General features: G+C 33.7%; 24 protein-coding genes and 3 pseudogenes. 22 read left to right on the top strand and 5 right to left on the bottom strand.

The annotated features are described in order from the left end of the window. Positions 1–146: 146 nt before the first annotated feature. The 6 genes from C7Y47_RS05255 to C7Y47_RS05230 all read left to right on the top strand — a co-directional run bounded on the left by C7Y47_RS05255 (position 147) and on the right by C7Y47_RS05230 (position 5,252). Complete coding sequence (locus C7Y47_RS05255) at positions 147–1,079, top strand: stalk domain-containing protein (protein WP_142507797.1); 933 nt, start codon at positions 147–149, stop codon at positions 1,077–1,079. A 202-nt stretch (positions 1,080–1,281) separates the two neighbouring features. Beyond that, the gene (locus C7Y47_RS05250; protein WP_142507796.1) at positions 1,282–1,713 is read left to right on the top strand and encodes an NUDIX hydrolase; all 432 of its coding nucleotides are present in this window, start codon (positions 1,282–1,284) and stop codon (positions 1,711–1,713) included. Between the two features lie 189 nt (positions 1,714–1,902). Then, positions 1,903–2,436 (top strand): cysteine hydrolase family protein, encoded by a 534-nt coding sequence (locus tag C7Y47_RS05245; RefSeq protein WP_142507795.1) that lies wholly within the window; start codon positions 1,903–1,905, stop codon positions 2,434–2,436. Between the two features lie 14 nt (positions 2,437–2,450). Then, entirely contained in the window at positions 2,451–2,996 is a 546-nt protein-coding gene (locus C7Y47_RS05240; RefSeq protein WP_142507794.1) for a GNAT family N-acetyltransferase, read from the top strand. 549 nt (positions 2,997–3,545) lie between these two features. After that, a complete protein-coding gene (locus C7Y47_RS05235) occupies positions 3,546–4,760 on the top strand; it encodes an MFS transporter (RefSeq protein WP_142507793.1) in 1,215 nt (404 codons plus the stop codon). A 306-nt stretch (positions 4,761–5,066) separates the two neighbouring features. Beyond that, the gene (locus C7Y47_RS05230) at positions 5,067–5,252 is read left to right on the top strand and encodes a hypothetical protein (protein ID WP_255505014.1); all 186 of its coding nucleotides are present in this window, start codon (positions 5,067–5,069) and stop codon (positions 5,250–5,252) included. 1,929 nt (positions 5,253–7,181) lie between these two features. Here the strand turns inward: C7Y47_RS05230 and C7Y47_RS25450 are convergent. Beyond that, positions 7,182–7,466, bottom strand: a pseudogene (locus C7Y47_RS25450) (NUDIX domain-containing protein); the annotation flags it as partial. A gap of 906 nt (positions 7,467–8,372) precedes the next feature. Here C7Y47_RS25450 and lepB point away from each other — a divergent pair. From lepB to C7Y47_RS05210, 3 genes are all read left to right on the top strand, one after another. After that, positions 8,373–8,963: a signal peptidase I gene (gene lepB / locus C7Y47_RS05220; protein WP_305067638.1), complete on the top strand. Its 591-nt coding sequence runs from the start codon at positions 8,373–8,375 to the stop codon at positions 8,961–8,963. A gap of 222 nt (positions 8,964–9,185) precedes the next feature. Next, positions 9,186–9,737: a DUF6773 family protein gene (locus C7Y47_RS05215; RefSeq protein ID WP_142507791.1), complete on the top strand. Its 552-nt coding sequence runs from the start codon at positions 9,186–9,188 to the stop codon at positions 9,735–9,737. Further along, the gene (locus C7Y47_RS05210) at positions 9,703–9,897 is read left to right on the top strand and encodes a helix-turn-helix transcriptional regulator (RefSeq protein WP_053482180.1); all 195 of its coding nucleotides are present in this window, start codon (positions 9,703–9,705) and stop codon (positions 9,895–9,897) included. The genes C7Y47_RS05215 and C7Y47_RS05210 overlap by 35 nt, the downstream gene beginning before the upstream one ends. Before the next feature lie 168 nt (positions 9,898–10,065). Here C7Y47_RS05210 and C7Y47_RS05205 read toward each other — a convergent pair whose 3' ends face one another. After that, entirely contained in the window at positions 10,066–10,659 is a 594-nt protein-coding gene (locus C7Y47_RS05205; protein ID WP_142507790.1) for a YdeI/OmpD-associated family protein, read from the bottom strand. Positions 10,660–11,204: 545 nt separating this feature from the next. On the opposite strand from C7Y47_RS05205, the gene C7Y47_RS05200 reads away from it, so the two are divergent. The 7 genes and pseudogenes from C7Y47_RS05200 to C7Y47_RS05175 all read left to right on the top strand — a co-directional run bounded on the left by C7Y47_RS05200 (position 11,205) and on the right by C7Y47_RS05175 (position 15,716). Beyond that, positions 11,205–11,954 carry a hypothetical protein gene (locus C7Y47_RS05200; protein ID WP_142507789.1) on the top strand — a complete coding sequence of 250 codons (750 nt, stop codon included), beginning with the start codon at positions 11,205–11,207 and terminating at the stop codon, positions 11,952–11,954. 303 nt (positions 11,955–12,257) lie between these two features. Continuing rightward, positions 12,258–12,707, top strand: a complete 450-nt coding sequence (locus C7Y47_RS05195; protein WP_142507788.1) for an HTH domain-containing protein — start codon at positions 12,258–12,260, stop codon at positions 12,705–12,707. 243 nt (positions 12,708–12,950) lie between these two features. Next, positions 12,951–13,100 (top strand): hypothetical protein, encoded by a 150-nt coding sequence (locus C7Y47_RS24825; protein ID WP_185903415.1) that lies wholly within the window; start codon positions 12,951–12,953, stop codon positions 13,098–13,100. A gap of 141 nt (positions 13,101–13,241) precedes the next feature. Beyond that, positions 13,242–13,580 carry a hypothetical protein gene (locus tag C7Y47_RS05190; protein ID WP_142507787.1) on the top strand — a complete coding sequence of 113 codons (339 nt, stop codon included), beginning with the start codon at positions 13,242–13,244 and terminating at the stop codon, positions 13,578–13,580. 208 nt (positions 13,581–13,788) lie between these two features. Then, a pseudogene (locus C7Y47_RS05185) lies at positions 13,789–14,189 on the top strand (hypothetical protein). A 612-nt stretch (positions 14,190–14,801) separates the two neighbouring features. Continuing rightward, on the top strand, positions 14,802–14,996 hold the full coding sequence (locus tag C7Y47_RS05180) for a hypothetical protein (protein WP_142507786.1): 195 nt from the start codon (positions 14,802–14,804) through the stop codon (positions 14,994–14,996). 162 nt (positions 14,997–15,158) lie between these two features. Continuing rightward, on the top strand, positions 15,159–15,716 hold the full coding sequence (locus C7Y47_RS05175; protein WP_142507785.1) for a GNAT family N-acetyltransferase: 558 nt from the start codon (positions 15,159–15,161) through the stop codon (positions 15,714–15,716). 566 nt (positions 15,717–16,282) lie between these two features. Here the strand turns inward: C7Y47_RS05175 and fumC are convergent. Together fumC and C7Y47_RS05165 are read right to left on the bottom strand one after the other, a co-directional pair. Further along, on the bottom strand, positions 16,283–17,674 hold the full coding sequence (gene fumC, locus C7Y47_RS05170) for a class II fumarate hydratase (RefSeq protein ID WP_142507784.1): 1,392 nt from the start codon (positions 17,672–17,674) through the stop codon (positions 16,283–16,285). Between the two features lie 363 nt (positions 17,675–18,037). Continuing rightward, positions 18,038–18,253 carry a hypothetical protein gene (locus tag C7Y47_RS05165; protein WP_142507783.1) on the bottom strand — a complete coding sequence of 72 codons (216 nt, stop codon included), beginning with the start codon at positions 18,251–18,253 and terminating at the stop codon, positions 18,038–18,040. 299 nt (positions 18,254–18,552) lie between these two features. Here C7Y47_RS05165 and C7Y47_RS05160 point away from each other — a divergent pair, with 299 nt between their 5' ends. The 3 genes and pseudogenes from C7Y47_RS05160 (at position 18,553) to C7Y47_RS05150 (ending at position 22,234) form a co-directional block, all read left to right on the top strand. Next, on the top strand, positions 18,553–19,575 hold the full coding sequence (locus C7Y47_RS05160; protein ID WP_142507782.1) for a trypsin-like serine peptidase: 1,023 nt from the start codon (positions 18,553–18,555) through the stop codon (positions 19,573–19,575). A gap of 706 nt (positions 19,576–20,281) precedes the next feature. Further along, positions 20,282–21,014, top strand: a pseudogene (locus tag C7Y47_RS05155) (AAA family ATPase). Beyond that, positions 21,011–22,234 carry a GNAT family N-acetyltransferase gene (locus C7Y47_RS05150; protein ID WP_142507781.1) on the top strand — a complete coding sequence of 408 codons (1,224 nt, stop codon included), beginning with the start codon at positions 21,011–21,013 and terminating at the stop codon, positions 22,232–22,234. The pseudogene C7Y47_RS05155 and the gene C7Y47_RS05150 overlap by 4 nt, the downstream one beginning before the upstream one ends. Before the next feature lie 251 nt (positions 22,235–22,485). Here the strand turns inward: C7Y47_RS05150 and C7Y47_RS05145 are convergent, their stop codons facing one another. Further along, on the bottom strand, positions 22,486–23,874 hold the full coding sequence (locus C7Y47_RS05145; protein ID WP_142507780.1) for a PLP-dependent aminotransferase family protein: 1,389 nt from the start codon (positions 23,872–23,874) through the stop codon (positions 22,486–22,488). 112 nt (positions 23,875–23,986) lie between these two features. Here C7Y47_RS05145 and C7Y47_RS05140 point away from each other — a divergent pair, with 112 nt between their 5' ends. The 3 genes from C7Y47_RS05140 to C7Y47_RS05130 are packed head-to-tail and all read left to right on the top strand — an operon-like array spanning position 23,987 to position 25,333. Further along, positions 23,987–24,427, top strand: coding sequence for a GNAT family N-acetyltransferase (locus tag C7Y47_RS05140; RefSeq protein WP_142507779.1), 441 nt, complete (start codon positions 23,987–23,989; stop codon positions 24,425–24,427). Between the two features lie 15 nt (positions 24,428–24,442). After that, positions 24,443–24,871, top strand: coding sequence for a GNAT family N-acetyltransferase (locus tag C7Y47_RS05135; protein ID WP_142507778.1), 429 nt, complete (start codon positions 24,443–24,445; stop codon positions 24,869–24,871). A gap of 60 nt (positions 24,872–24,931) precedes the next feature. Continuing rightward, a complete protein-coding gene (locus C7Y47_RS05130) occupies positions 24,932–25,333 on the top strand; it encodes a hypothetical protein (protein WP_142507777.1) in 402 nt (133 codons plus the stop codon). Positions 25,334–25,442: the final 109 nt, after the last annotated feature.

Here is a 25,442-nt window from a genome sequence, read left to right as displayed (position 1 = left end):
CCAGTTTAAGAGAAAGCTGTGATTCTTTACCGGAAAAGAATCACGGCTTTTTTAGCGGAATGGAATAAATGTTGGCAATGTTGTAACCTTTTTCTTTCATAGCCGACTACTACTATGAATTCGTGAAATGAAGGAGATGCTTTTTTATGAAAATGACGAAAGTTGTACCATTTGCCATGTCAGCATTATTAATCGGGGGCGCTGTAGTAGCTCCAACTGCATCAGCAAACGAAGGAGAAGCGGTTGTGACGAACGCTACTGATAATAATGAGCAAAATCCACAAGTTCAACCTATTTTTATTAAAATAGCTGGAACAATTGAGAATGTTGAAAAACGTGACGATTCAACATATTACACTGTAAAAGAGGAAGAGAATACGAATGTTTTTGTCGTAAATGACGATACACTAGTTTTCGATAATACTGGTAAAGAAGTTAAACTACAAAAAGGTGATAAAGTAACGGCATACACGTATGCAAATAAGCCAATGCTGATGATTTATCCACCACAATATAACCCAGAGGTAATTATTGTTGAAACAAAAGAAATGGGAACTGTAGAAGTAGACTTTTTCAATAAAGAATTAGTGAATACTGATAATACGTTAAAACTAAATGTTGGTAAAGAAACGGAATTACTTAGCCTGTCTGGTAAAAAAGTAAAGGCAGGGGATTTAGCAGAACAACATTTACTAGTGTTCTATACAATTGCAACAATGAGTATCCCAGCACAAACACCACCTTCAAAAGTTGTCGTTTTAGATACGATTGCACAAGAGCCAGGTGAAGTGGATCCATCTAAAGCTGCAGTACAAGAAATTATTAATAAAGATTTTTATGAGGTCGAAGGTACTAAAATGGTACCACTACGTTTAATTGCCGAAGAGTTGGGCTTTAAAGTAGAATCAACAGGAAATGGTGCAATTATTTCTAAAGGCGCATTATCTTATACAATTACACGCGATCAAAAAGAATATGGCTATAATAAAGCACTTCGTTATTTTAAAGTAGCACCAGCTTTATTAGAACCAACAAAAACATATGTACCAGTTGATTTTGTTGAAGAATTAATGAAATAAAAAAATTGACTTTCTTCTTGTCAAGTGACGGAGGAAATAGTAAAAAATATTTTGAGCGGCTTAATCCCTTTAAACTAATGGGCTTAAGCCGTTTAATCGTTTTTACAATGTCTCCTACCATGCAGAAAAATACTTACGGTAAAGGAGAAGACTCTTCTGATGCAGAAAATACATATAATATACTTTTTTAGGAGGCGATAATATGTTTATCGTTAATGTGGAAGCTGCAATATACAAAAATGAAAAATGGCTGTTAATAAAACGTAGTGAAAAAGAGGAACATGCAGGGGGAGTATTGTCTCTTGTTGGTGGGAAGGTCGAAAAGGAGGGGTTCTCAACAAATATTTTAGAAAGAACACTTATAAGGGAAATTGCCGAAGAAGTTGGGGTGGAGGTTTCAAATCTAAGGTATGTTAATAGTTCCTCCTTTTTGACAGATGCTGGTATTAGTGTAGTAGACATCGTATTTCTTTGTCATCATCTGCTCGGAGAAGCTTTTGCAAAGAGTCCTGATGAAGTTGACAGTATCGTGTGGATGACAACTGAACAAATACTCGATAATTCTTCTATACCAAATTATTTAAAGGAGAATATAAAACTTGCTGACACATTAGTACTTGCAACCCAAGGGTAGAGGAAAACATCACGTCCTGTATAACCCCTCCATACCAACATCGTGTCTCCTCAAGTGGCTCATCAGTCACCCACCTGAACAAGTTCATCTAAAATGGAAATCTCCCTCTCTTTTCATAATTCTCTTTAAATGGAAAAAAGTTATTTGTACAATAAAAGAATTAAAGTCAGATTCCAAAAGGAGAACTATATGAAGCAGGCATTAATGATAGTGGATATGCAGGAAGCATTTTTTTTGGATAGTGAAAACTACTTATTTGATTACGAAAAAGTAATAGAAAACATTAATATGTTAATAACTTGGGCACGGCACAGCGAAGTTCCAATTATTTTTATCCAGCATACGGATTCAAATAAAGATGACGATTTTGCGTTTGGCAAACCAGGCTGGGATCTATATCACGGACTTCTACGACAACCAGATGATAAAGTAATTCAAAAAACAACGTGGGATGCATTCTATCAAACAGAATTAGCGCAATACTTACAGGAACAACAAATTGAGCAGCTTATTTTCGCTGGTGCTCAAACAGAATTTTGTCTTGATACGACTATCCGAAATGCCTATAGTCATGGATACCATCATAATATTTTAGTGGAAGGTGCACATACCACCCTAGATAGTCATGTATTAAACGCACAGCAAATTATCAAGCACCACGAGTCCGTTTGGCACAATCGATTCGTAAACATTGAGCCAAGTACTATCTTTAAAACTAAGTAAAAGAGGTTTCAATAATGCGCATAAACAGCCAAGAATTTACTATAAATGAACTTCATTATACAATTAGATCTGCCAATATAGAAGATGCTCAAGCATTATCAGATCTGAGGCTACAACTTGATGGAGAGACGGAAAACTTCGATAGAGAACAAGGGGAAGGCTTTATCGATACGACAGGATTTGAAAAAATCATAAAGGAAGACACGATAAGTCCAAGGAATTTGTGTTTAGTAGCAGTAGTTGATAATCGCATTGTCGGATTTTCTAGATGTGAGGGGTTTCCATTAAAAAGATTTGCTCATAAAGTAGAGTTTGGTGTAGGTGTTTTAAAAGAATTTTGGCGTTATGGGATAGGAAAAAACTTCCTAAAAGCATCAATTGAGTGGGCTGACACGAATGACATAAAAAAAATGGCCTTGAATGTTGTAGAGACAAATGACAAAGCTATTTTGCTCTATAAAAAGCTTGGCTTTGAAGTTGAAGGCGTCTTAAAAAATGATAAACTCCTTTCAGATGGCAACTATTATAATACAATTGTTATGGGAAGAATAAAGGCATAATTAATAAAATAAACCAGCAGCTAAGTAAATAGGTTTTATTAAAAGTAAAGTTATAGGCTGAAACTATTAATGTCACACATTATATGAATAGAAATTAAAAAGAAAGAAGTACTTAAATGAATTAGCTCTACCTATCCTCTTTTTTACCACAGATGACCCTATTTTCTACAACAATTAAATCAATCTAATGTCGCAGTAAATTAAAAGAAGCTTATATCAGTTATTAATTGTACAATAAAGCCTATTTCTTAAACTTCTAAGTAATAAAAGATATAGGTTGTTTTCTAAAAGATTGTTGATTCTTTTATTTTTAGAAATACTGAATAAAAATAAAGAAATCGTAAAAAAATAATAGATGGGTATTTATGTAATAAATTTGAAACAATGCTATGATTCAAATAAGTATTTATTGATGATACAAAACTTGTGATAAATCTACGTCCCCCAGATTTGTCCGATATATGATAGGAGTCAAATTTTAATGAATAGTCCAATCTAATATTCCCCTATTAAGCCAAAATTAGAATGAAAAATTGGGGGATATATAATATGAATTTGAATAGAAACTTTTCTTTATTACTATTGGGTCAGTCACTCGCTAATATAGGCGATGTATTATATATAGTCAGTGTTATAAGTACAATTTTTGTATTAACAGGTTCTGCCATTGCAGCATCGTTTGTGCCATTTACAATTGCTTCTTCTATGTTTATATCCAGTCTGCTGACACCTCTTTTTGTTGAGAAATTAAATCTTAAATGGGTACTTGCTGGGTCACAAATTGTAAAGACAATTTTACTCTTTATTCTAGGGTTTATGTTAATTGATTTAACAGTAGCTAATTATTATTCTATCTTTTTAATAATAGGATTGATTGCTTTTTTTGACGGATGTGCAGATCCAATACGACAGACATTGACTCCATTCTATGTTAAACCGGAACATCTAATTCAAGCTAATGGAATTTCAGAAACTATTACGCAGGTCATACAAGCATGTATGTGGTTCGTAGGAAGTTCATTGCTAATTATTATAAGTTCTCAACAACTTATTTGGTTCGTTGGATGTTTATTTGTAATTGCAAGCATATTACTTTGCCTTTTAGAAAGTGTAATCTATGAAACTACAAAGTTAAAAGGGAAACTAGAAAAGATTAAAGAGGGGTGGAAAACTTTATCTAACACTCCGGTATTAAGAAGGATTGCTTGGATAGAATTTTTGGAAACAATTGCTGCAACAGTTTGGATAGCTGCTATTTTATATGTGTTTGTCAACGATGCTTTGAACGTTGATGAAAAATGGTGGGGATTTATCAATGGAGCTAACTTTTTAGGACTTATTTTAGGAAGTGCTTATTGTATTAAATTTTCTTCATTTATTGAAAAGAAAATAGGAACCTTTATTTTTTTCGGTTCATTCACAAGTTTTTTATTCACAATATTATTTAGCCTAAACAGCATTCCAATCATTTCCTTACTTTTATCTCTCTGTGTAGGGCTTTTTGGACAAATAAAAAAAATTCCTCAACAAACGGTTATACAAACTAGTGTGCCAAAAGAACAGTTATCAACTGTTTATACCTCGTTAGGTGCTATCGGAACTGGGATATTTGGCGTTGGCTCTCTTATTATGGGACTATTAGCAGATTTGTTAGGAATTAGAATTGTATTCGTTATTTCAGGGCTATTACTTGCGATTGTAAGTACAATTGCTCATAAAAATAAGCAATTGTTTGTTAGAAATATTATGGAACAAAAAAATTAAAGAAGCTATCATGTCCTTTGTTTATTAATGATTGTGTGTTAGTTTGTGAAGTAGGACCATCATTTTTGATGGTCTTTTTATTGAGGCTGTTTTCGTAAACTTTGGAGCTTTTAAGTCAAAAAGTAATATTGTGATACTATAATGACGTAAAAGGAATTAAATGGTCATTGTATAAAGGTTTGAATATGATAAATTAGGAATATAAACCAACTTTTAGGGTGGTGAACCCGAATTAATAAATATAGTGTTCTTTCACTTACTACTTTAGTAATCTTCGTTGTTATGTTTTTTACAATGTGGAATGGAGTGTCGTTAGGAGCATTAGGTAAACCTTATATTCTTTTAATGTTTTTGTTCCCATTATTAGGAGCTTTTTTAGGATTCAAAGCAAAAAAAGGTTTATTAAAATGGCTACTAATAATATTTAACATTATTGCAATCTGTATCATCGGGTATATTTTATTACTTGCTTACGGTATTGCCGAAAGCTAATTAAAACAAGATGGGTAGCATTTCCGCTATCCTCTTTTTTATGCCTTACTAAGTTTCCCTTAAAGAATTGACAGTATTATAGTTCGATATGGTTACTATGATCCTTCACATTATTACAAAGAATTTAAAAGTTTACTTGTCATAACACCTGCTGAATATATAAAAGAATTTTTAGGTTGGAAAAATATAAAACGAAAGTTTCTATCTTATTAGCCCCTCAAAGCTTGCACTCTTTCTTATAAAGAGGCTGAGACATACCTAATTTAACTGTGTCCAAGCCGAGTGGTAAAATTCACTTTTTATTTATTTGAATACAAAAAGCCGAACTAATGTAGAATGCTATTTTAGCATTTTTTTATAGTTCGGCTTTTCTAGTTGCTTAAAACCTTTTGTTCCAGCCTCTGTAAATGTCAAAATAACAATGTACATTTTTGCTAGTCTAATCATGTACACTTTCGCTGATTAACTATGTTTCTATACATGTGCGTGAATAATTACAACTTGACACGGAGCCTCTACTCGCATGATTCGCTAGCCTAGAAACCAGCTAAATCAATGGTGGCTAACCGGTCGGGGCTATCATGCTCGCCACTCTCTGTAAAGTTGTAATATACAAAGGGAATCAAAAATATACTTGGTTAAACAAGCATTCTTGTACATATTTATTTCAGCGTTTATATCAAAATCATGGATAGAAGAGTCAAAATCGTGGATAGAAGAGTCAAAGTCATGGATAAAAGAGTAAAAATCGTGGATAGAAGAGCAGAGTCATGGATAGAAGAGCCAAAATCGTGGATAGAACAATCAGAATCGTGGATAGAAGAGTCAAAATCATGGATAGAAGAGTAAAAATCGTGGATAGAAGAGCAAAGTCATGGATAGTAAAGCCAAAATCATGGATAGAAGAGCCAAAATCGTGGATAGAAGAGTCAAAATGTAAATGTCAAAATAACAATGTACATTTTTGCTCGTATAATCATGTGCGATTCTATACAAGTGCGTGAATAATTACAACTTGACACGGAGCCTCTACTCGCATGATTCGCTAGCCTAGAAACCAGCTATATCAATGGCGGCTAACCGGTCGAGGCTATCATGCTCGCCACTCCCTGTATAGTTGTAAAAACAAAGGGAATCACAAATGTACTTGGTTAAACAAACACTTTTGTACATTTTCAACGTTTATAAGCCTCTTTATTTATTCATGAACAGTATCCTTTCTTCCAGGAAAAACATATCAGTTAGTTTAACTACCTTAACGATTTGCTACCTTAACTTTATGGGAAAATTCTATTAGCTATAAAAATTCATATCATTGATCCAGTTGCAACAGATACTCTAAGACTTAAAAGTAATCCTTTTGAATGTAGGTTAAGTACAAAAAACAAAAAAGAGACGAATCCTTTTCACACCCCCATATTTGGCGATGAACAAAACAAATAACATTACATAATATAGAAACATGAAATATTATTAAAAAGGATGATGTGTTATTTCTATAATAAGAAATGGTACCCTTCCTAACGGAGAAATACATGACGGCTGGGAAGATGTTGATGTTGTTTGGGACATTGATCGTTGGGAGAATGACGGCGGTAGAAGTGTTGGAACTCTGTATTAAGAGGAAAATACGCCGAGAGAAGTGCTTATTGTAAATAAATTTTTCTATTGCCTTCCACATCTTCTGTAGAGGGCTTTTTTATGTCCTTATTTGGTTCATCTTCAGTTTTATAAAATTGAAAGCACATTGCTACGCTATGATACAGACTGACTAGGTATTGAATGGTTTACAAAAGCTATGAGATGGCTTTTTGAAGAGTATGTAAAGCATCCTACATTATATAAGTTCAATCATCCAGATGATTATTTGTTTTTTTTAGGCTCTGTTAAAGTACGATGTTGATTTTAAAAAAAAAATATAAAACAGTGCTACTTAACGAATACTTTAACATCAACTTCGTCAATGCATCCAATCTTCTCTTTTAAATCCCATAACTTTATTTCAGACGTTTCAAAGTTCTTCAGAAATGGTTGTAGTTTTTCAATGAAAGAAAAATAAACAGGATTATACTTTACGTTACCGTGGGATAGGTTTTTCACTTTTAGTAAGCCCGTAAAATCTAAATCTTTTACGATTTGTCCTGTTTCCTCATAAAGTTCTCTAATAGCACATTCCTTTGGCGTTTCATTTTCTTCCCTTTGTCCTGCGGGTAACTCCCATTGTTCTCTTCAAGTGTTATAGCACATAAGATATTTTCCTGAACAATTTAACACTGCAAAAGAGCCTGCAATGGGTTTGTAGGAATTCATTTCTTCTTCTTTTATACTGATAAAATCAAGAAATTCATAACCGTTATTCTTAGTAAGGTTCAAATGATTTCACCAACCATTCCAATTTAATTTACAGAATATTGAATTTCTGTAAATGCAAGCTGTCAAAAGTATCTTAAATGAAGAAAGCAAGAACTCTTTAATATTTCATAACAACTCCCATACAAGCTACAATAAGTAATTAAACGCTTTGCTCATACTTACAATCTTCCGAATGCTTGTTCTTGTACCGATTATACTAAGATTTCGGACAGGTATCAAATATCGTCATTTACAATTTAACAGAGCCTTATAAAAGTTGCCTGTGGAAAAAATCGGGAATATAAAAGAAAATGATAGGTAGTTTTTTGATGAAGTTTTAGAGCGTTCAATTTAAAAATGAGAATTCCAAAAGAAAAAGCATATGGAATCTTCAATTTTCTACTTGATAGTTCATTCAATCAAACTTTTAGTATTGCATCTTCTTTAGAAAACAAAAATACTTATATAGAGCCATGGTGTCGACTAGTATAAACAAAGATTAAAATTTTGGGAGATACTATGGGGAATTTAATAATAAATATGAATTATGCGGCTTGAGCTTTGAATTTTAAAAGGCTCTGGCCGTTTAATCGTTTCTGATAGCGACAGTGATTAAAGGAATGGATATCGTCGTTAAACGTATAAAATGGCTTTTTTGACCTTTGTTTGTAATTGAGTTTCAAATAAATATAATCATTTTGAACAGAAAATTGAAACTATTTTCCTTTTTTTACGTATTAATTAAGAGAAATACTAGGAGGTGGAATTTTGGGAGAAGAAATACAGGGAAAACAGACAAATGAGTTTGTTGAATGGGTAAAAGCAATTGCATTCGCTTTATTGGTGGCATTTTTAATCAAGCAGTTTTTATTTACGCCAGTACTCGTAAAAGGTGCTTCTATGGAACCGACACTGGAAGAAAGCGATCGTGTTATTGTTAATAAAATCGGTCCGAAATTTAAGTCAATTGATCGATTTGACATTGTCGTTATTAATAACATTATGATAGACAATGAAGAAAAAAATATTATTAAACGTATCATTGGTCTACCAGGAGATAAAATCGAGTATAAGGATGATCAATTATACATAAACGGAGAAAAGTACAGTGAACATTATTTAGATCAGTACAAGAAGGATTTAAAAGATCCTGGGTTACTTACATATGATTTTACGTTAGAACAAGACTTAGGTGAAACTACCGTACCTGAAGGGCACTACTTTGTATTAGGTGATAATCGTCGTGTAAGTAATGATAGTAGAAATCCTGAGTTAGGTTTCATCCCTAAAGGAAAAATAATGGGTACAACAAGTATCGTCTGTTGGCCGATCGAGCATATTGACTTTAGGTTTAACTGATAGATCGAAAGCTTAAAACTTGATAAAGATAATAAAAATGACCACTCCATAAATGAGTGGTTTTTTGTTTTGTCTTTTGTAAAACCAACGTCTGGGAGACGCACGCAAAAAGGGTATCATTTTATTGATGAAAGGTATAATTAACTTTTTGCAATATATATATTGCAAAAAGACGAATATTCTGTATAATTAAAATCATAAAATAAAGGGAGGGAAATATGGATGTTTTGGAAAAGTAAACACGTCGATGAACGAATTAAAAATCAGCAAAATAAAATTTACAAGGAGATTTTTTTCTTTGTCATTGTAATATGTTTAATATCGATCCTAATAAAATTCATAACAGAGGGAGTGTCCTCAGAAAATGTATTTACAGAACGGTTGATTATATTATTCTCAGCTGTTTATTATTGTGGCAGAGCAGCCTATCTCGGCATATTTACTGATGAAGTAGAGATTCACGATAGTACAAGTAAATTTAAATTAAGTACTAAATTTATTATTTTCGGTGTTGCTATTGGCATGATTATTGCAATTATTATGGGTATTAACAGTGCATTCAACTATGCAGAAAGTACTCCACAAGCAATATATTTTTTCTTTTTGGTATTTTTTGTATCACTGTTATTGTATTCAACATTTATTGCCGGAATTTTACTCTTATTTTATGGGCTTGCTAAAAAGAAAAGTGATCGAGTTATTCAAAGAATGTTAGAAGATGAAGATAGTGGTGATCAATGTGAAAAACATACGCTTAAAAATGGCTCGAATTGAACATGATTTATCACAAGGTGAATTGGCTGAAAAAGTGGGGGTCACTAGGCAAACAATCGGTTTAATTGAATTAGGTAAATACAACCCGACTTTGAATTTATGTATTGCGATATGCAAAACGTTAAATAAAACCCTAGATGAATTGTTCTGGGAGGAGTAAGACTGTTTGGTTTAAGATGTTAAATAATGTTATTATTTAAAATGGAGACTATCAACGAAGGTAGTCTCTTTTGTTCTTTGGATTTCTAGAACAGCCGAAATAAAAAAGATCGAAGCAATTTGCTTCGACCATTTTTATAACAGTGTTATTTATTTTCCCATGAATAAACTAATCATTTAATCCTTTACCATCAAGAATGTGTTGCGTGTATTTTTCAATTCTTGACACGCGAGTTTTGGATTGTTTAGGTTGAGAGAAATGTAGAATGTATGCTCTTTGTCGTCCTGGCGTCAAATCTTCAAAAGCAGTTTTTAAGGTAGGCATTTCATTGAATTTATTGTGAAGTTCTTCAGGAATTATGTATTCCTTATGCTCTTTCATGGGCACTTCTAAACCTGCTTTTTCAACTTCGATGGCTTCAAGAATATAATCTTTTATAATAGTTTCCATGCCAACTATTTCTTGAACGTTGGTGAAACGAATTTGGCGCGCCGCCTGTACATTTTCAGTCTGTTGAATTAGAATCCCGTGGGCATCCTTTAACAAGGCTCCTTTATGAAACAGAAGCGCACAATAATCTTTAAAACCATGTATTAACACGATGTTTTTTTTCCCAAGCGTGTAACAAGGATGCATCCATTTAAATTCTTCAGTCAATTCACAATCAAGAACGATATTTCTCAACGCCGAATATTCTTCCTGCCACTTTTTAGCTTTACTTAAAAATTCATCAACCTTTAAATTCATTTTGCTATTTGTCATCAAGGAACACCCCTCTACAATTTTTTAATCAGCTGATATTCTCTAATCGATTTATAATAAAACATTAACTAGTGTCATGTCTAGTTAAAAATAGGGGACTAATATCGCTCATTTACAAAAGAATAGTGATGAATTGAAAAAGCCTTTGATACATGTTAGTCTCAATCTTTTTTTGTATATTTCTATTGGTAGGACATTATATTTTTGGTAAAATATTAATTGGACGCCAAAATTTGAGAACGACTTTTGTTGAAACGTCTACTATATAAATAGTTGACCTTCGTTCCGACTGGGCGACTCCTCGGGGATCAGATCACAGCGTCACAGATGAGACCCTGCAGCGAAGCGAAGCGGCTCATCGGACGCCCACAGGAAGCTTTGCTCTGTGCGAAAGCGTAGTGCTAACGTAGCGGCAGCAACAAAGCGCCCAGTCGGAACGGAAATCAACCACACGTTTTGGTGATGATCCAAAATATTAGAATATATTGGTATATAATGCTTATTGGAAAGTGTTATTTAAAATAAAGCTAAGTAGGAGGAGAATCATGAAAAAATTTTTTATGGTGTTACTAACAGCATTTGTATTTGCAGTAGTACATCCAACAAAATCCGAAGCGAAAGTGATGTATGATGGAGCAGAGGTTGTAAAAGACCAAACCGGAAAAATGACCTTTAAAAAAGACATCAAGGTGTACAAGAAAAATCCAAATGGTACGTTTGATTCGTTAGTGGTCAAGCGAAATAATTTCTTTAGAACGTATGATATTGAAAAATATGATGGCAAAACATTTTACCAGATGGGGCAATATCGAATACAAGCAACGGATTTGGTAGTTTTCAAAGAAGTACCAATAAAAATTCGTTCATCTTTCTATAACAATCCAACTTATATCTTTATTAATCGTGATAGTAATACCGCAACTTACGGAATGTGGTTCAATGAAAGAACCAACCCGGGTTTTTCTTTTACAAATAATGGACAAATAATTTCGTATTGCGGTCCCAATGATGTTAGTTCTAAAGAGTGTATACATTATCCTGGTACAGATCTTAAAATCTCTGGGTCGAAAAGAAGCGAAATAGGCGTGCGTTTTGAGCTAACAAAAGATACAGATTTTAATCTCGATCCAATTAAAGGATCTGCAACGATAAGTACATTGAAAAAGGGTAGTATTTTGTATTCACAAGGTCTTGAAATTAATGGTTATCTAAATGTAACTTGGAAAAAAGATGACAATAACGAGTTCACACATTGGATTCCAGTGAATGTATTAAAACAAGTTGTAGATAAGTAATTACGAATTTACAAAGCCATCTTGTTTTTATGTATTGTAAATAAAGGTACCCTTTAAGAGAGACTTTTTTAGTATCTATCTTAGAGGGTACTTGATTATCTGCTGAAGTAACAGCACCAGTTATTGTTGACGCAAAGCATGACCGACATATTGTACAATGAAAATAGATCCGCTTTTTCAGAAATTTGTTTTTGCGACAAACCATATTATCCATTGTAGATATTACACCGCTAAAAAATTTATACACTTTGTTCATAACAACATATAAATATTTTCACTAAAATAAAGTAGAGGTGAAATAGAATGGATGAAAATCAGAAAAAAGAAGAAATATCTTTTCTCACTAATGGTCCGACCCAATCTGATTATTTTAGAGATCAATTTCAAGAGTTAATTAAAAAATTTAATTTACAACTTCAACAACTCTCTAAAATGTTTGATATACCCATAAATGACATAGAAAATATAATGAAAGATTCAATTAGCATCACAAATGAAAAATTTGAAGAGATTGAGTATAAATTAACAATGTTGAATTTTGGTTTTGATGATTTTAATGCTAAAGATAGGGTAAAGTCAATATTGAATAGTTTGTTAGTGGAATACGAGATAACAACAGAAAGTTTGTCCAAAATTATAAATGTAGCAGAAAAAGAACTTATAGATTTTAAAGAAGATCAATTACTAGAGAGGAATATAGAAATTGAGATATGTGTGAATATTATCTTGCTTAATTTTGCTTTACATAAATAAATTTAAAGCCCGGTTACTCGAAATGAAATGCTCCCAATTAGGTAGACAGATTAAAATTTGTTTATCTAATGTGACTATTTTTATGGAGTGAAGTAAATAGAAAAATATGCATCAAAATAGGCCTGAGGTGCTGGTACAAAAGCCATAAAAAAGTTTGGGGATGAGGTCATTCAATATGTGGGTGATACTATCCACACTTCATAGGTAGAAAGAAAAAGAATTGAGGGGAAGGAGGGAATGTAATTGAAAACCATACCATCTATTGAAACTCAACAGCGTATGCATGCTTTCTTTATGAAAACATCAGCACCCCGTATCTATAAAAGAGAATTAGAAGAACAAAAACGTAAAGAAATGGTGTCTCAACAAAATGCGAATAAAGAAAAGTTATAAAATAAGCACTTACTACGGCAGGTGTTTTTTATTTTGGATGGCTAAATACGGTGAACATAAACCAGTGTTAATTTTATTGTAAAAAAGAAGGGAATCCTTTCCTTTTGTCGAATTGAAGTAGATGGAAAAAGGAGAGGTTTTATGCAAAGGGATCAGCTTAAACAGAGAATATTGAGAGAATTATCTGAATTTATTTCATATTTGAAAGAACTAATTAGCGAGAATAGATTTGACGATGGTGAAGTGTTAGAAATATCGTTGCTTGTCATAAAAAATGGGCCTGAAATTTTATCGGATAAACAATGGTATGTCTTTTTAGAGGATGGTATTTTACGTGATAAGTATGTGGATAATTGCGAGAGATGTTCTGAACATATTCCTTGGTCAAATATGAACAATGCTATATTTATAAATAAAGATTATCATTGTGCTAACTGTAGTTATTTTGAAAATAAAGCTACCTTCCATAATTATCTTTGAAGGGTTATCTAATGTAGCTAGAAATGCACTGTGCCAAACAGTGCTATTTTTTATGTAAGTTAACTTTTCTTATAATTGACCAACAAAAAAAGATTGAAGCATTAGCCCCAATCTAGGTGTTTAGTCAGTGGGTTTAATTGAAAAAAATATGCTACATGATATGTCAGTGGCTATTTAGAGTAACAATGAAACAAGGTAGGTGCTGCACATGCATTATGAGTGGTTAAAAAACTATCAAAAATTAGAAGATGAAATTGCAGACATTGAATTTAAACTCGAACGTAGCAAGAAGGAATTGAAACGCTGGGTACATGGTGATTTAACAAAAGTTAAATTAACTTCCGAAAGTCATGGGGCTCAATTGGAAGAAATTATCGAAACTGCTGAACAAGAATTAGCGAATAAAATGAATGATTTGGAAGATATGAAAAACTAATTAATACATTTAGAGGATTGGATAACCATATACTATATAAACATCATGTGGAAGGCAAAACACTTATATCCATTACAGATGAATTAGATAAAAGTCCGAATTACATTTATAACAAGCACGCGCAGATTATGAAAATGGTTAAGTATAAATATGCGGAGAGTGTAAATGGGTGATTGAAAGAAAATGTGCAGTGAAAAAAGATGGAGAGTTCCCATCTAATTACATCACTTATTTAACTTATCAGATATATCTCTTAGAATCTTGTTCCGTTCCTTCTGTAAATTAATGGATATAAATATATACCAAATTACAATACAAATGGAATAAGGAAATGTAATAGTGAAAGAATAGGTAATATAGTGAGTCCAATACCCATACCGATATCCATTGTCGTCGAATTCATTATCTAATTCTCCTTTTTTATGGATTATTATACCATATAATTGATTGGAAATTAATAGAAATTAAATGTGGTGAATTAGACTACTGAACAATATGTGGATATTATTCCAAATCTAACTTAATGTAATGTTAAGTTGTAATTAAATTATAGAACCTATTGAATAATCGAGATATTATAGGAGTATCAACAAGCGCACGGAAATGCTTAAACAAATTGCCTTACAAATATAAGCACGTTTGTACGTGTATTTCACAAACAAGCATATAGACGTTCGCTTGTACGTCTTGTGAAGAAACAAGCTTGAGAGGTTACTGAATTGGTAGTCTCTTTGTATTATTGGTATCCAACTACAATATGATTAGTGTAGAAGGAGTGAATGCCCATGAAAAAGTTATCTATAACCTTTTGCGAGGCAAACGGTAAATGTCATATTAAAACGTTTACTAACACGATACCTGTATTGCCTATTGTAGGGGATAAAGTAGGATTGGAAAATTTAATTTACAAAGTGGAAAGGCGAGATTTTGTTTATTTAGAAGAACTTAATACTGTTGAGGTTTATATTTTCTTGACTTAATGAATCAAGTCACATCTAACAAGATGTGGCTTTGTAACTTTATTAGTAAATGTATAAACTTCATTTTAGTCTTACTTTTGTTATTATTTAAATTAATTTGACCCTCACATAATGTTAAGGTTCATAATATGCGTATCAATTTGAAATAAAAGGAGAGTTATTATGAATATGGAGTTCAATTTTGAAGATTTCCCTAAATTGGAAACGGAACGCTTTATCCTACGAAAAGGAATAGTTGATGATGCCCAAGATATTTTTATGCTTTATTCTGATGAAAATGTAGTTAAGTATATTCCATTAACATTATTTACTTCAATAGAAGATGCAATATATGAAATAAATTGGTATGATAAAATTTTCAAAGAAAAGACAGGTTTAAGATGGGTAATCGAAGAAACTAAAACCCAAAAAGTGATTGGAACATGTGGTTATTTGAATTATGAAAATGAACATAACCGAATAGAAATTGGATATGATTTAAAACCTGAATATTGGGGAAAGGGTATTATGCAAGAGGCTTTAAGTAGCATAATCCATTTTGCCTTTACGTCAATGGGAATTAATAAGATCGAGGCAAAAGTAGAACCAGAAAATACATCATCTATAAGATTGTTGGAGAAATTAAATTTTTGTCAAGAAGGTGTTTTGAGACAACATGAATTTGAAAACGGGAAGTATATTGATCTTGCCATATTATCAATTTTGAAAAGTGAATATTAGAAGGTTTTGAAGAAGTCACGCTCTAAATGAGTTGTGGCTTTTTATTTAAATATGAGACGGTGGTGGAATAGTAAAAGTATAATGACGATGAATAATACTTCTAGGAAGGAGGTATAGTCCTTTTATAAAAACAGATGATATAGATTGTGTGTTAGTGCAGAATGTGTGGTTGGACCTAAAAGATATTCCTTTTGACCCTAAATATAATATGGCTCGTGAAGTATACGTGAAAAATCTTCAAGGGAAAACGTTATATGAAACGTTTCATAGCATTATTGATTTTTTAAATAGACAATACGGAAAAATAATTACTAAAAATTAGCACTCTCAATTAAGGGTGCTTTTTTTATATTTCATCACGTACAAAAAAAGATTGAAGCAAATAGCTCCAATCTTTCTCACACACGCATTCCTGTACACACGCCCGCCGTATTTATTAGCCCCAATTAGCCCCAAAAACATGCAGTAATATACACCAACCTGCTAAGTACATATTTGAACGCCTTATCTAAAAACGTTGATATATCAATGTTTTGAAGGTGCTATGTGATTAACTTGCACGCCTGTTATTTTACATTTGGATAAATCATCGTTGCAGGGTCCACATATTCATCGAACTGTTCCTCTGTTAGTAAACCAGATGCAATCGCTGCTTCTTTTAATGTTGTGCCATCTTTATGGGCCTTCTTCGCAATTTTTGCCGCATTTTCATAACCGATATAAGGGTTTAATGCAGTTACGAGCATTAGTGAATTTTGTAAATTATGGTTAAGTACTTCTTTATTTGGCTCGATACCGACAGCGCAATGATCATTAAATGATTTCATTGTGTCTGCTAGTAGACGAGTTGATTGTAAAAAATTATAGATAATGACTGGTTTGAAGACATTTAGCTCAAAATTACCTTGGGAAGCGGCAAAGGCAATTGTTGCATCATTACCAACAACTTGTGTAACAACCATGGTCATCGCTTCGCTTTGAGTTGGATTTACTTTACCAGGCATAATAGATGAGCCTGGCTCGTTTTCTGGAATCGTTATTTCACCAATACCAGAACGAGGACCACTCGCTAACCAGCGAACATCATTGGCAATTTTCATTAAGTCAGCTGCAAGAGCCTTTAATGCGCCATGTGCGACAACAGCTTCATCATGACTCGTCAGTGCATGGAATTTATTTGCAGCTGAAGTAAAATGTTTTCCTGTTAATTGGCTTATTTCCGCTGCTACACGCTCACCGAATTCGGGATGTGCGTTAATACCCGTACCAACTGCTGTTCCACCAATCGCTAATTCCTTCATATATTCAATATTTTGGACAATCATTTGCTCAGATTTAGCAAGCATTGCTACCCAGCCACTGATTTCTTGACCTAAAGTTAAAGGTGTAGCGTCTTGTAAATGTGTACGACCAATTTTAATAATATCTTTAAATTTTTCTGCTTTGTTATCAAGTGTTTCTTTTAGTAAGCGTAGTCGCGGCAGTAAATAATCTTCAACTTTTAACACTGCAGCAATATGCAAAGCCGTTGGGAAGGTATCGTTTGAGCTTTGAGATTTATTGACATCATCGTTTGGATGGATGCGTTCAGCCTCGCCAACATTTTGTAAAAGTTGGTTTGCACGGTGAGCAATTACCTCATTGACATTCATATTTGACTGTGTACCACTACCAGTTTGCCAAACTACAAGAGGGAATTGATCGTCCCATTGACCCTTTAAAATTTCGTCTGCTGCTTGCACAATCGCATGTGCTTTTATATATGAAAGCTTACCTAATTTATTATTGGCCATCGCAGCACTTTTCTTTAAAATGGTCATTGCTTGAACTAGCTCAATAGGCATTTGTTCTGTTCCGATTTGGAAATTTTCTTTACTGCGCTGCGTTTGAGCACCCCAAATTTTATCTGCAGGTACTTTAATTTCACCCATAGTGTCTTTTTCAATACGATAATCCATGTAAAACAGCTCCTTTATTTATGTAAATCTCTCCAATTAATTAAACATCCGTCGGAGAATTAAACTTCTTAACATCTGCTGAAAAAAGTTAAAAAAAAGATATTCTTAGTCTGATGTAAGAATATCCGTTTGATACATGCTTATTTCAAAAAATAGGGGGATGCTGAACTAAGCATTTCGGAGTAAGAAATAATCTATCGATAATGATAATTGTTATCAATTAAAAAGTCAAATGCTTTTCTTGAAGGCATTTTATCGTTGAGAATAATTCGCAGTGTATTTTTCTCTTATAGTTCGATTCCCGCTTTTTTAAAGTTAAAACGCTATCATTAAATGATAGCGTCGAAGGTGAATAGGGAAGAGCTATCTCTTTTTCTTGCCAATTTCTTTTAATGGTTGTTTTTTAGCTATTTTTTCAAAAATGATACTTACCTGATAGTTGTTGTCGTCTATTTGAACAATCTGAACAACTTTAGCTTTACGTCCTTTAATTTTAATGTTCTCTTCGACAGAAGGTAAATTTACGAGCAGCTGACTTAAAACGGACGTCTTGTTTTCATAGAAATGAGTTACAAACATAATCCTTCTCCTTATAAATGTTTTATTGAGCCTAGAAAAAAACCTTCCTTTATTATTGCTAGTATGTAATGTAAAAGAGACAGGGGTTTATGAGGATAATTAGCAAGGGGAAGGTTTTACTCAATGTATGATAAGAGCTTAAAATCTAGAACATTTAGAGTGAAATGAATAAAAAGATCACTAAATTTTTAGTTATATTCAGAATTATTTATATTTTACCAATTTTTAAAATTTTATCTTTATTTTCCCTCTCATTTCTATTAAACTATAAATAGACTTAAACCAAAGGGAGGAATAAAATGAAAAAAATTACTATTAGGTTGTTCTTTATGCTTATCTTTTTATTAGTGCCAATGAATGTTTTTGCAGATGAGTCTTTAGGTGAATTTTCATTTGATCCAAGTAAAATGTCACATCCTTATGACATGGTAAACTCGAAAGGTGAAATCATTAAATATGAGGAGTTTAATGTTAGTAATTCGCCATTAATTAATGAAATACCAAGTGTTCAAGGTTCAGGAGAAACTTCGCCCATCCAGATTGATTCAATAATGGAAGGTAACTCGTTTATCGATATTACACCACCACCAGTTGTTATTAATGATTCTACTGCTAGAGGACCTTTACAAATATCACCACGGATTGTCATCGGTGACGATAGTAGAAAAAAAGTAGAGAATACTAAAGAATTGCCATATAGTGCAATTACGTATATTGAAATAAATTGGCCTGATGGAAAAGGTGGTTCTTGTACAGGTTCTTTAGTTGGCAAAAATAAAGTTTTAACAAATGGACATTGTGTTATAAACCCAGAAACAAAAGAAACTATAACTAGTGCAAAGGTTTACCCTGGCGTAAGTAATAGTGTTGGATTATTTGGTTCTTATAAAGTTAATGATTATTATGTCGCTGCTAATTGGGCTTCAACTGGTTCGAGCTCTGAAGACTTCGCTATTCTTGTTTTGGATGTATCAAAAGACAATAAACAGGCGGGAGATGTTGCAGGAACTCTTGGGATCAAACAGGTGAATAATCTTCTTAATCAAAATATCGGTATTTATGGTTATCCGGGAGATTTAATGCAGGCGAGTGGTGAAATTTCTCAATTTGGTACGAGAGGAAATATTACTAGAGAAGATGCATCTGTAGCCTTTTATACAATTGATACCGCACCAGGACAATCGGGTTCAGCATTAATAAACACTGATAATCAAATTATAGGCGTTCATAGAGGTTCATTTGTTATTAATGGGAACCCGATGAATGGAGGACCTAAGATGAACTCTTATATGTTTAATTTTATTTCCAAAGCTTTAGAGTAAAACTACTAATAATGTAGACAAACTGAGAATTTCGGTTTGTCTATTTTTTTTGACGCTAAAAAATAAGAGTTGACTGAATTGGGCATCCCAAACCATAAGGTGGTATATTTATTTGGGAAATTGATGTAGACAATCTTCTACGGTCATTATCTCAGCTTTTTCAAGGAATAACCCCTCTATCACCCGTTTTACATCAGGGGATAGAAAAATGGGGAGTTGTAATAAAGATTCAAAAACAAAATATACGGAATCTAAGGGAAGCTATTTTCGGAATTAACAGATTATGTTATAGGCACATTTATTGCAAGTACTAAATTAATATTAGCTGTAGCGGGAAAAATAGCAGTTCAAAATGGGAGTGAGTCTGATTATGCTATTTCATTATTTTTTGTAAATCGCTATATTATGGCATAATTTTATTATTTTTTATTGCAACTTTCGACATATTTTTTATTTATTTCTCGGGAAATATTTCATAGATATTTGTAGTTACAACGGTGTTTTTAATGCTCATAATATAGTTTTTGTACCTAGGGATTAGGTATTGTTATAGGTCAAGTTCAATGATGAGTTTATGATTTGTACTAATGTTTTGATTTTTCGGCCTTTGTTTTTTTATGATCATTGATTTCCTTTAAAGCGATGCGTGGCTTATGTTTGGAAAAAAGCGTAGGCAAGTTATAATAGTAGTAAGGGAGGAAACGAAATGTATTTAAAGTCATGTAAGGTATTACAGGGAGAAATAGCAGTGAAAGATCAATATCCCTTTAATATACCAAGTTTGCAGGATTTACAGGAGCTAGAGTTTCCTACGAACGTTACCTTCTTTGTAGGGGAAAATGGCTCTGGGAAATCAACCCTATTGGAGGCTATAGCTGATCGCTGTGATTTTAATACAGCGGGGGGCGGCCGTCAAAATTTATATGAAGTACATAAAGCGGAATCTGCACTTGGAGAATTCATCCGTTTATCTTGGTGGCCGAAGGTTTCAAATGGCTTTTTTCTACGTTCTGAAACGTTTTATCAATTTGCGAGTCATATTGATTTGTTAGATGGTCATCCAAATAAGTATACTGCTTTTGGAGGGAAGTCGTTACATCATCAATCACATGGTGAGTCCTTTTTATCACTATTTATGCATCGCTTCAAAGGCAAGGCAATTTATTTATTGGATGAGCCAGAAGCGGCGTTGTCACCAACGAGACAGCTAAGCCTACTCAAAATTATCAAAGATTTAGAGCATGAGGCACAATTTATTATCGCCACACATTCACCTATTTTACTTGGCTATCCAAATGCTACAATCTATAGTTATTGATAATGGGGAGATTGAAGCTATTCGTTATGAGGATACTATACATTACATTGTTACGAAGCGTTTTTTAAATGCACCGGAAACCATTTTTTCAGAGTTATTTGATGAGGAGAGAGAATCATGAATCAACGTAAAGGCTTAGTTATGCGAGAAATTCGATTAGATGAAATGGCACAGTTTATAGATTTGCTTAATTATGTTTTTCAAATGTCCATGTCCATTCATAAGGATCGTCGCTTTGTGAATGCCAAAAGTAAGCAATTTAATGAAGGACATGCGATTGGTTGGTTCGATGGCTCACATCTAGTATCTCAAATTTTATGCCTACCTTTTGAGGTAAACGTTCATGGTAGGATTTATGAAATGGGAGGCATCACTGCTGTTGGAACGTACCCTGAATATTCTGGGCATGGTTTGATGGAGAGCCTTATTATTGAGAGCCTAGAGCGGTTGCGAAACGAAGGACAATGCATCTCCTATTTATTTCCATATTCTATCCCTTATTACCGAAAAAGGGGTTGGGAAATTATGAGTGATATTGTGGAATTTCAAATCAAAGATACGCAGCTTCCTCGTTATGGGGGCCTAAATGGAAAAATCCGTCGTGTCGATCCGAAACATGAAGACGTTGTGACTATTTATGCGCATTATTCAAAGAAAACGCACGGTGTCATGGTTCGTAATAGTATCGCTTGGAATGAAAAGTTTCAGGAAGATTTTTGGGAAGAAAAATTTATCGATAGCGATGTGAACCTCCAGGCAGCAGTTTATTATGATGAGGATGATATACCACAGGGTTATATGTTTTACCGTATTATGGAGGAAAATTTTTACATCGATGAAATTGTCTATTTGCAGGAAGAAGCGCGTAAAGGTTTATGGAATTTTGTCTCAGCACATAACTCAATGATATACAACGTCTATGGTAAAACAACTGGCAATGAAGCCGTTGCCTTCCTGTTAGAGGATAGTGAAATTATTCAAAAGGTATCCCCTTATTTTATGGCACGAATTGTTGACGTAAAAGAATTTCTGTTACGCTACCCATTCACGGGAAATGATTTTCAGCTTAGACTAGCTGTTAGTGATCGCATTGTGGCATGGAATAATGGTACATTTGTTATAACGAAGCACGACGGAAAAGTTGCAGTTGAAAAGGTAAGTGAGACACAGTCAGAAAATGCTATTCAGCTAACGGTTCAAACACTTGCCACGATGTTACTAGGCTATAAACGACCGAGCTATTTAGAAAAAATCGAGCGTTTACAAGGCAATGCCATTGAAATTGCACTACTAGAGACGGTACTACCAGTAGGCATTCCAACGTTTATTGATTATTTTTAAAAAAAATTTGGGGGATTTGTGCAGAGGCAATCTGTGCAAACTCCTTTTTTATAGGTTCAAAAGAAAACCAATCGGGTCAACGCAAGAACTGCTCAGCTCCAAGAGAAAACCGCAATCAGATCACCCAAAGACGCAATATCGGGAAAGTGGAACATACATTTTCTGGAGCGACTATGTTGAATGTGCTGATGAAACATATGATGATCGAGATAAAGAGTAGCCATAACCATAACCCTTGCAGTTATGGCGTATTATTCCGTAATCCAAGCTTTTCTTAGCAGTTGTACACCGAGAATGATGTCCTCCATTTTTAATTTACTAAAGCCTAATTGTATAATGGGTATAGAGCTTGGCTGTTGTAGAAAATATGGGCTGGTAGGGTAGACCTTGACTCCGTATTGTTGTGCATGTTGAATGAGCTGCTCTTCTGACCATTGAGTTTGCACCTTAACTAATATATAAAGTCCAGATTGTTCTCCAAGTATCGTAATTTTTTCTCCGAACTGTTTGTTAAGCTCCTCTACAAGAGCATTTATTTTATATTTATAGGTGATACGCATTCTTTTAATATGCCGTGTCCATTCACCTTGTTCCATGAATTTCCCCATTGTTAATTGATGTAAGGACGAGGCGTTATGTTCAAAATGAGCAAAGCGTTCTTTATATGGCTGTACAAGTGATTTCGGTAGCACCATATAGCTTAAACGAATAGCTGGTAAAAATGATTTTGAAAATGTCCCCATATAAATCACACGTGACTTGTCGAGTGAGGCGAGAGCAGGAAATGGCTGTTGCGTATAACGAAATTCACTATCATAATCATCCTCAAGTATATAACCATCAACTTTTTTAGCCCACTGAATTAAAGCTTGACGCTGCTGAATGATCATGGAAACGCCGTATGGAAAATGATGAGAAGGTGTGACATAAAGTAAGCGCGAATGTAAATGCTTTAAATGCTCAAGCTTTGCTCCTTTTTCCGACACAGGTAAAGTTTCTATCTGAAAGTCATGCAGCTTGAACGCATCTCGTGCACCGTTGTAGCCAGGGTCTTCTAAAATAACACTTGGGAAATCTTGCTTTAATAGAAAGCCTAGATAAATTAACATTTGTTGCGTGCTACTACCGATAATAATGTCCTCTTCATTTACATGTACGCCACGAGCTTGAAGCAAATAATGTACAAGCTGTTCCTTTAGAAGTGGCTCACCGAAAGGGTCGCCATATTCATAGCACTTTTGTAAAGGTAACACTTGATTAGCCATTTGCCGCCATATTTTTAAAGGAAAATGTTGTTGATCGACAGCTCCAGCCCGAAAGTCAATGATGACATCCCCACTGTTAGTTTTAATTTCTTGACTAAGGCTAGGCCATTCCTCCTCCTGAAGAAAAACTTTTTCAAATTCATTCACGAAATATCCCTTTCGTCTTTCACCACGTATGTATCCTTCCGCTACGAGCTGCTCATAGGCAGTTAAAGTTGTATTCCGGCTAACATGTAAAGTTTCGGCTAGCCTTCGAATAGAAGGAAGCGAATCATTCGTTGTTAATCTCCGTTGTTCGATTAACCATTTGATTTGTTGATAAATTTGTTTATATTTTGCCTCTTCATTTGTAAATAAGAAAATAAAATCCTCCATAAAGTCCCTCCTTGACATGTTGGAATGTGGAAAACTGTTTCTTTTTAAATGTCAGTTAGTTTTTTATCATAATACAAGAATTACATATTAAAAGAAATGGGGAGAAACGATTATGGAGATTTGTACAGTTACCTTTGCAACTGTTGGAGACGTCGTGCCATTATTTAATGCCTATCGAGAATTTTATGGTCAACCAACAGATTTAGAACAGGCTGAGCAGTTTCTAATGGAGCGTTTAAATAAGGAGGAGTCGGTAATTTTTTTAGCTTATTTGGATGCGGAGCCAGTTGGTTTTGTCCAGCTATATCCTATTTTTTCATCTGTTGCAATGAAACAGGCGTATATTTTAAACGATTTATTTGTGGCAGAGTATGCTAGGAAACAAGGTGTAGCACAAGGCCTAATTGAACAGTGTTATTCATACTGTTTACAGAAAGATGCGCGTTATATAGCTTTAGAAACAGCGACAGACAACGCTCGTGCTCAAAAATTATATGAGAAGCTCGGGATGAAAATAGACGATGGAGTATTTCATTATATTAAATATTGGTAAGAGGAGTTTCGAATAATGACTATAGCAATCAAAAAATTAACAACGCAGCAGGAGTGGATGGAAGCATATTACGTTATGGTGCAGCTTCGTACGGAATTAACAGTAGAAAAATACCTCCAATTATTAAAAGAAATGACCCAAGATGGCTATTTGTTATTTGCTTTATACGAAAATAAGAACATTGTGGCTGTCGCCGGATTAAGTTGGAGAGTCAACTTTTACAGTGAACGCCATATTTTTGTCTATGATTTAGTGACGGATGAGGAGTATCGTTCATTAGGTTATGGAGAAATATTATTGCACTATCTTCACAAATGGGGCAAAGAAAATGGCGCGCACTATATTGCTTTAGAGTCTGGTATTCAAAGGACTAGTGCGCATCGTTTTTATGAAGATCGATTAGGATATGAAAAATGGTGCTTTTCTTTTCGAAAAGCATTGTGATCAAAGGAATATGATTTTTTTAAACCTCACACACTAGTGAAAACATGAAGGAGGTTTAACATGAAAGCATCATTCAAAAAAATAGTTCTCACGAGCCTACTTATAATGAGCTTTACACCAATTTGTTATGCAAATAATGTAATTCAACAACATGCAAATGGTGAAGATGGACAGCTTGTTTACCATGTGAAATACGATTATGCTGCTATTTGTAAGGTGCTTGGGATAACGCAAGACGTCTATGATCAATACTGGAAAGAAGGTCTTTCTATTGTCGATATGGCAAAAAAGGAAGGGATAGAACGTCGTGAGATTGAAAGCTATTTTATCACTTTCCACTATCAAGAAATGCAAAAGTGGCGTAAGAAGGGTGCAATGAATGAGCGTCATTATTTTCATTTAGTTTATGAATTAAAAGATGAAATTACAGAATTTATTGAGCGAAATCCAAATAAATATTAAATGTTTATTTACTGAATAACATTTAATATTTATTTATAATGGATAATTATTTAACGATTATCATTAAAAATATCTTGATTTCAACTCTGCTGTTTAATATGCTTAACAT

The organism is Lysinibacillus sphaericus, assembly GCF_006864135.1.
GTDB lineage: Bacteria > Bacillota > Bacilli > Bacillales_A > Planococcaceae > Lysinibacillus.
The sequence above is the reverse complement of the archived record's forward strand: the minus strand, read 5'-3'. Positions and strand labels throughout refer to the sequence as shown.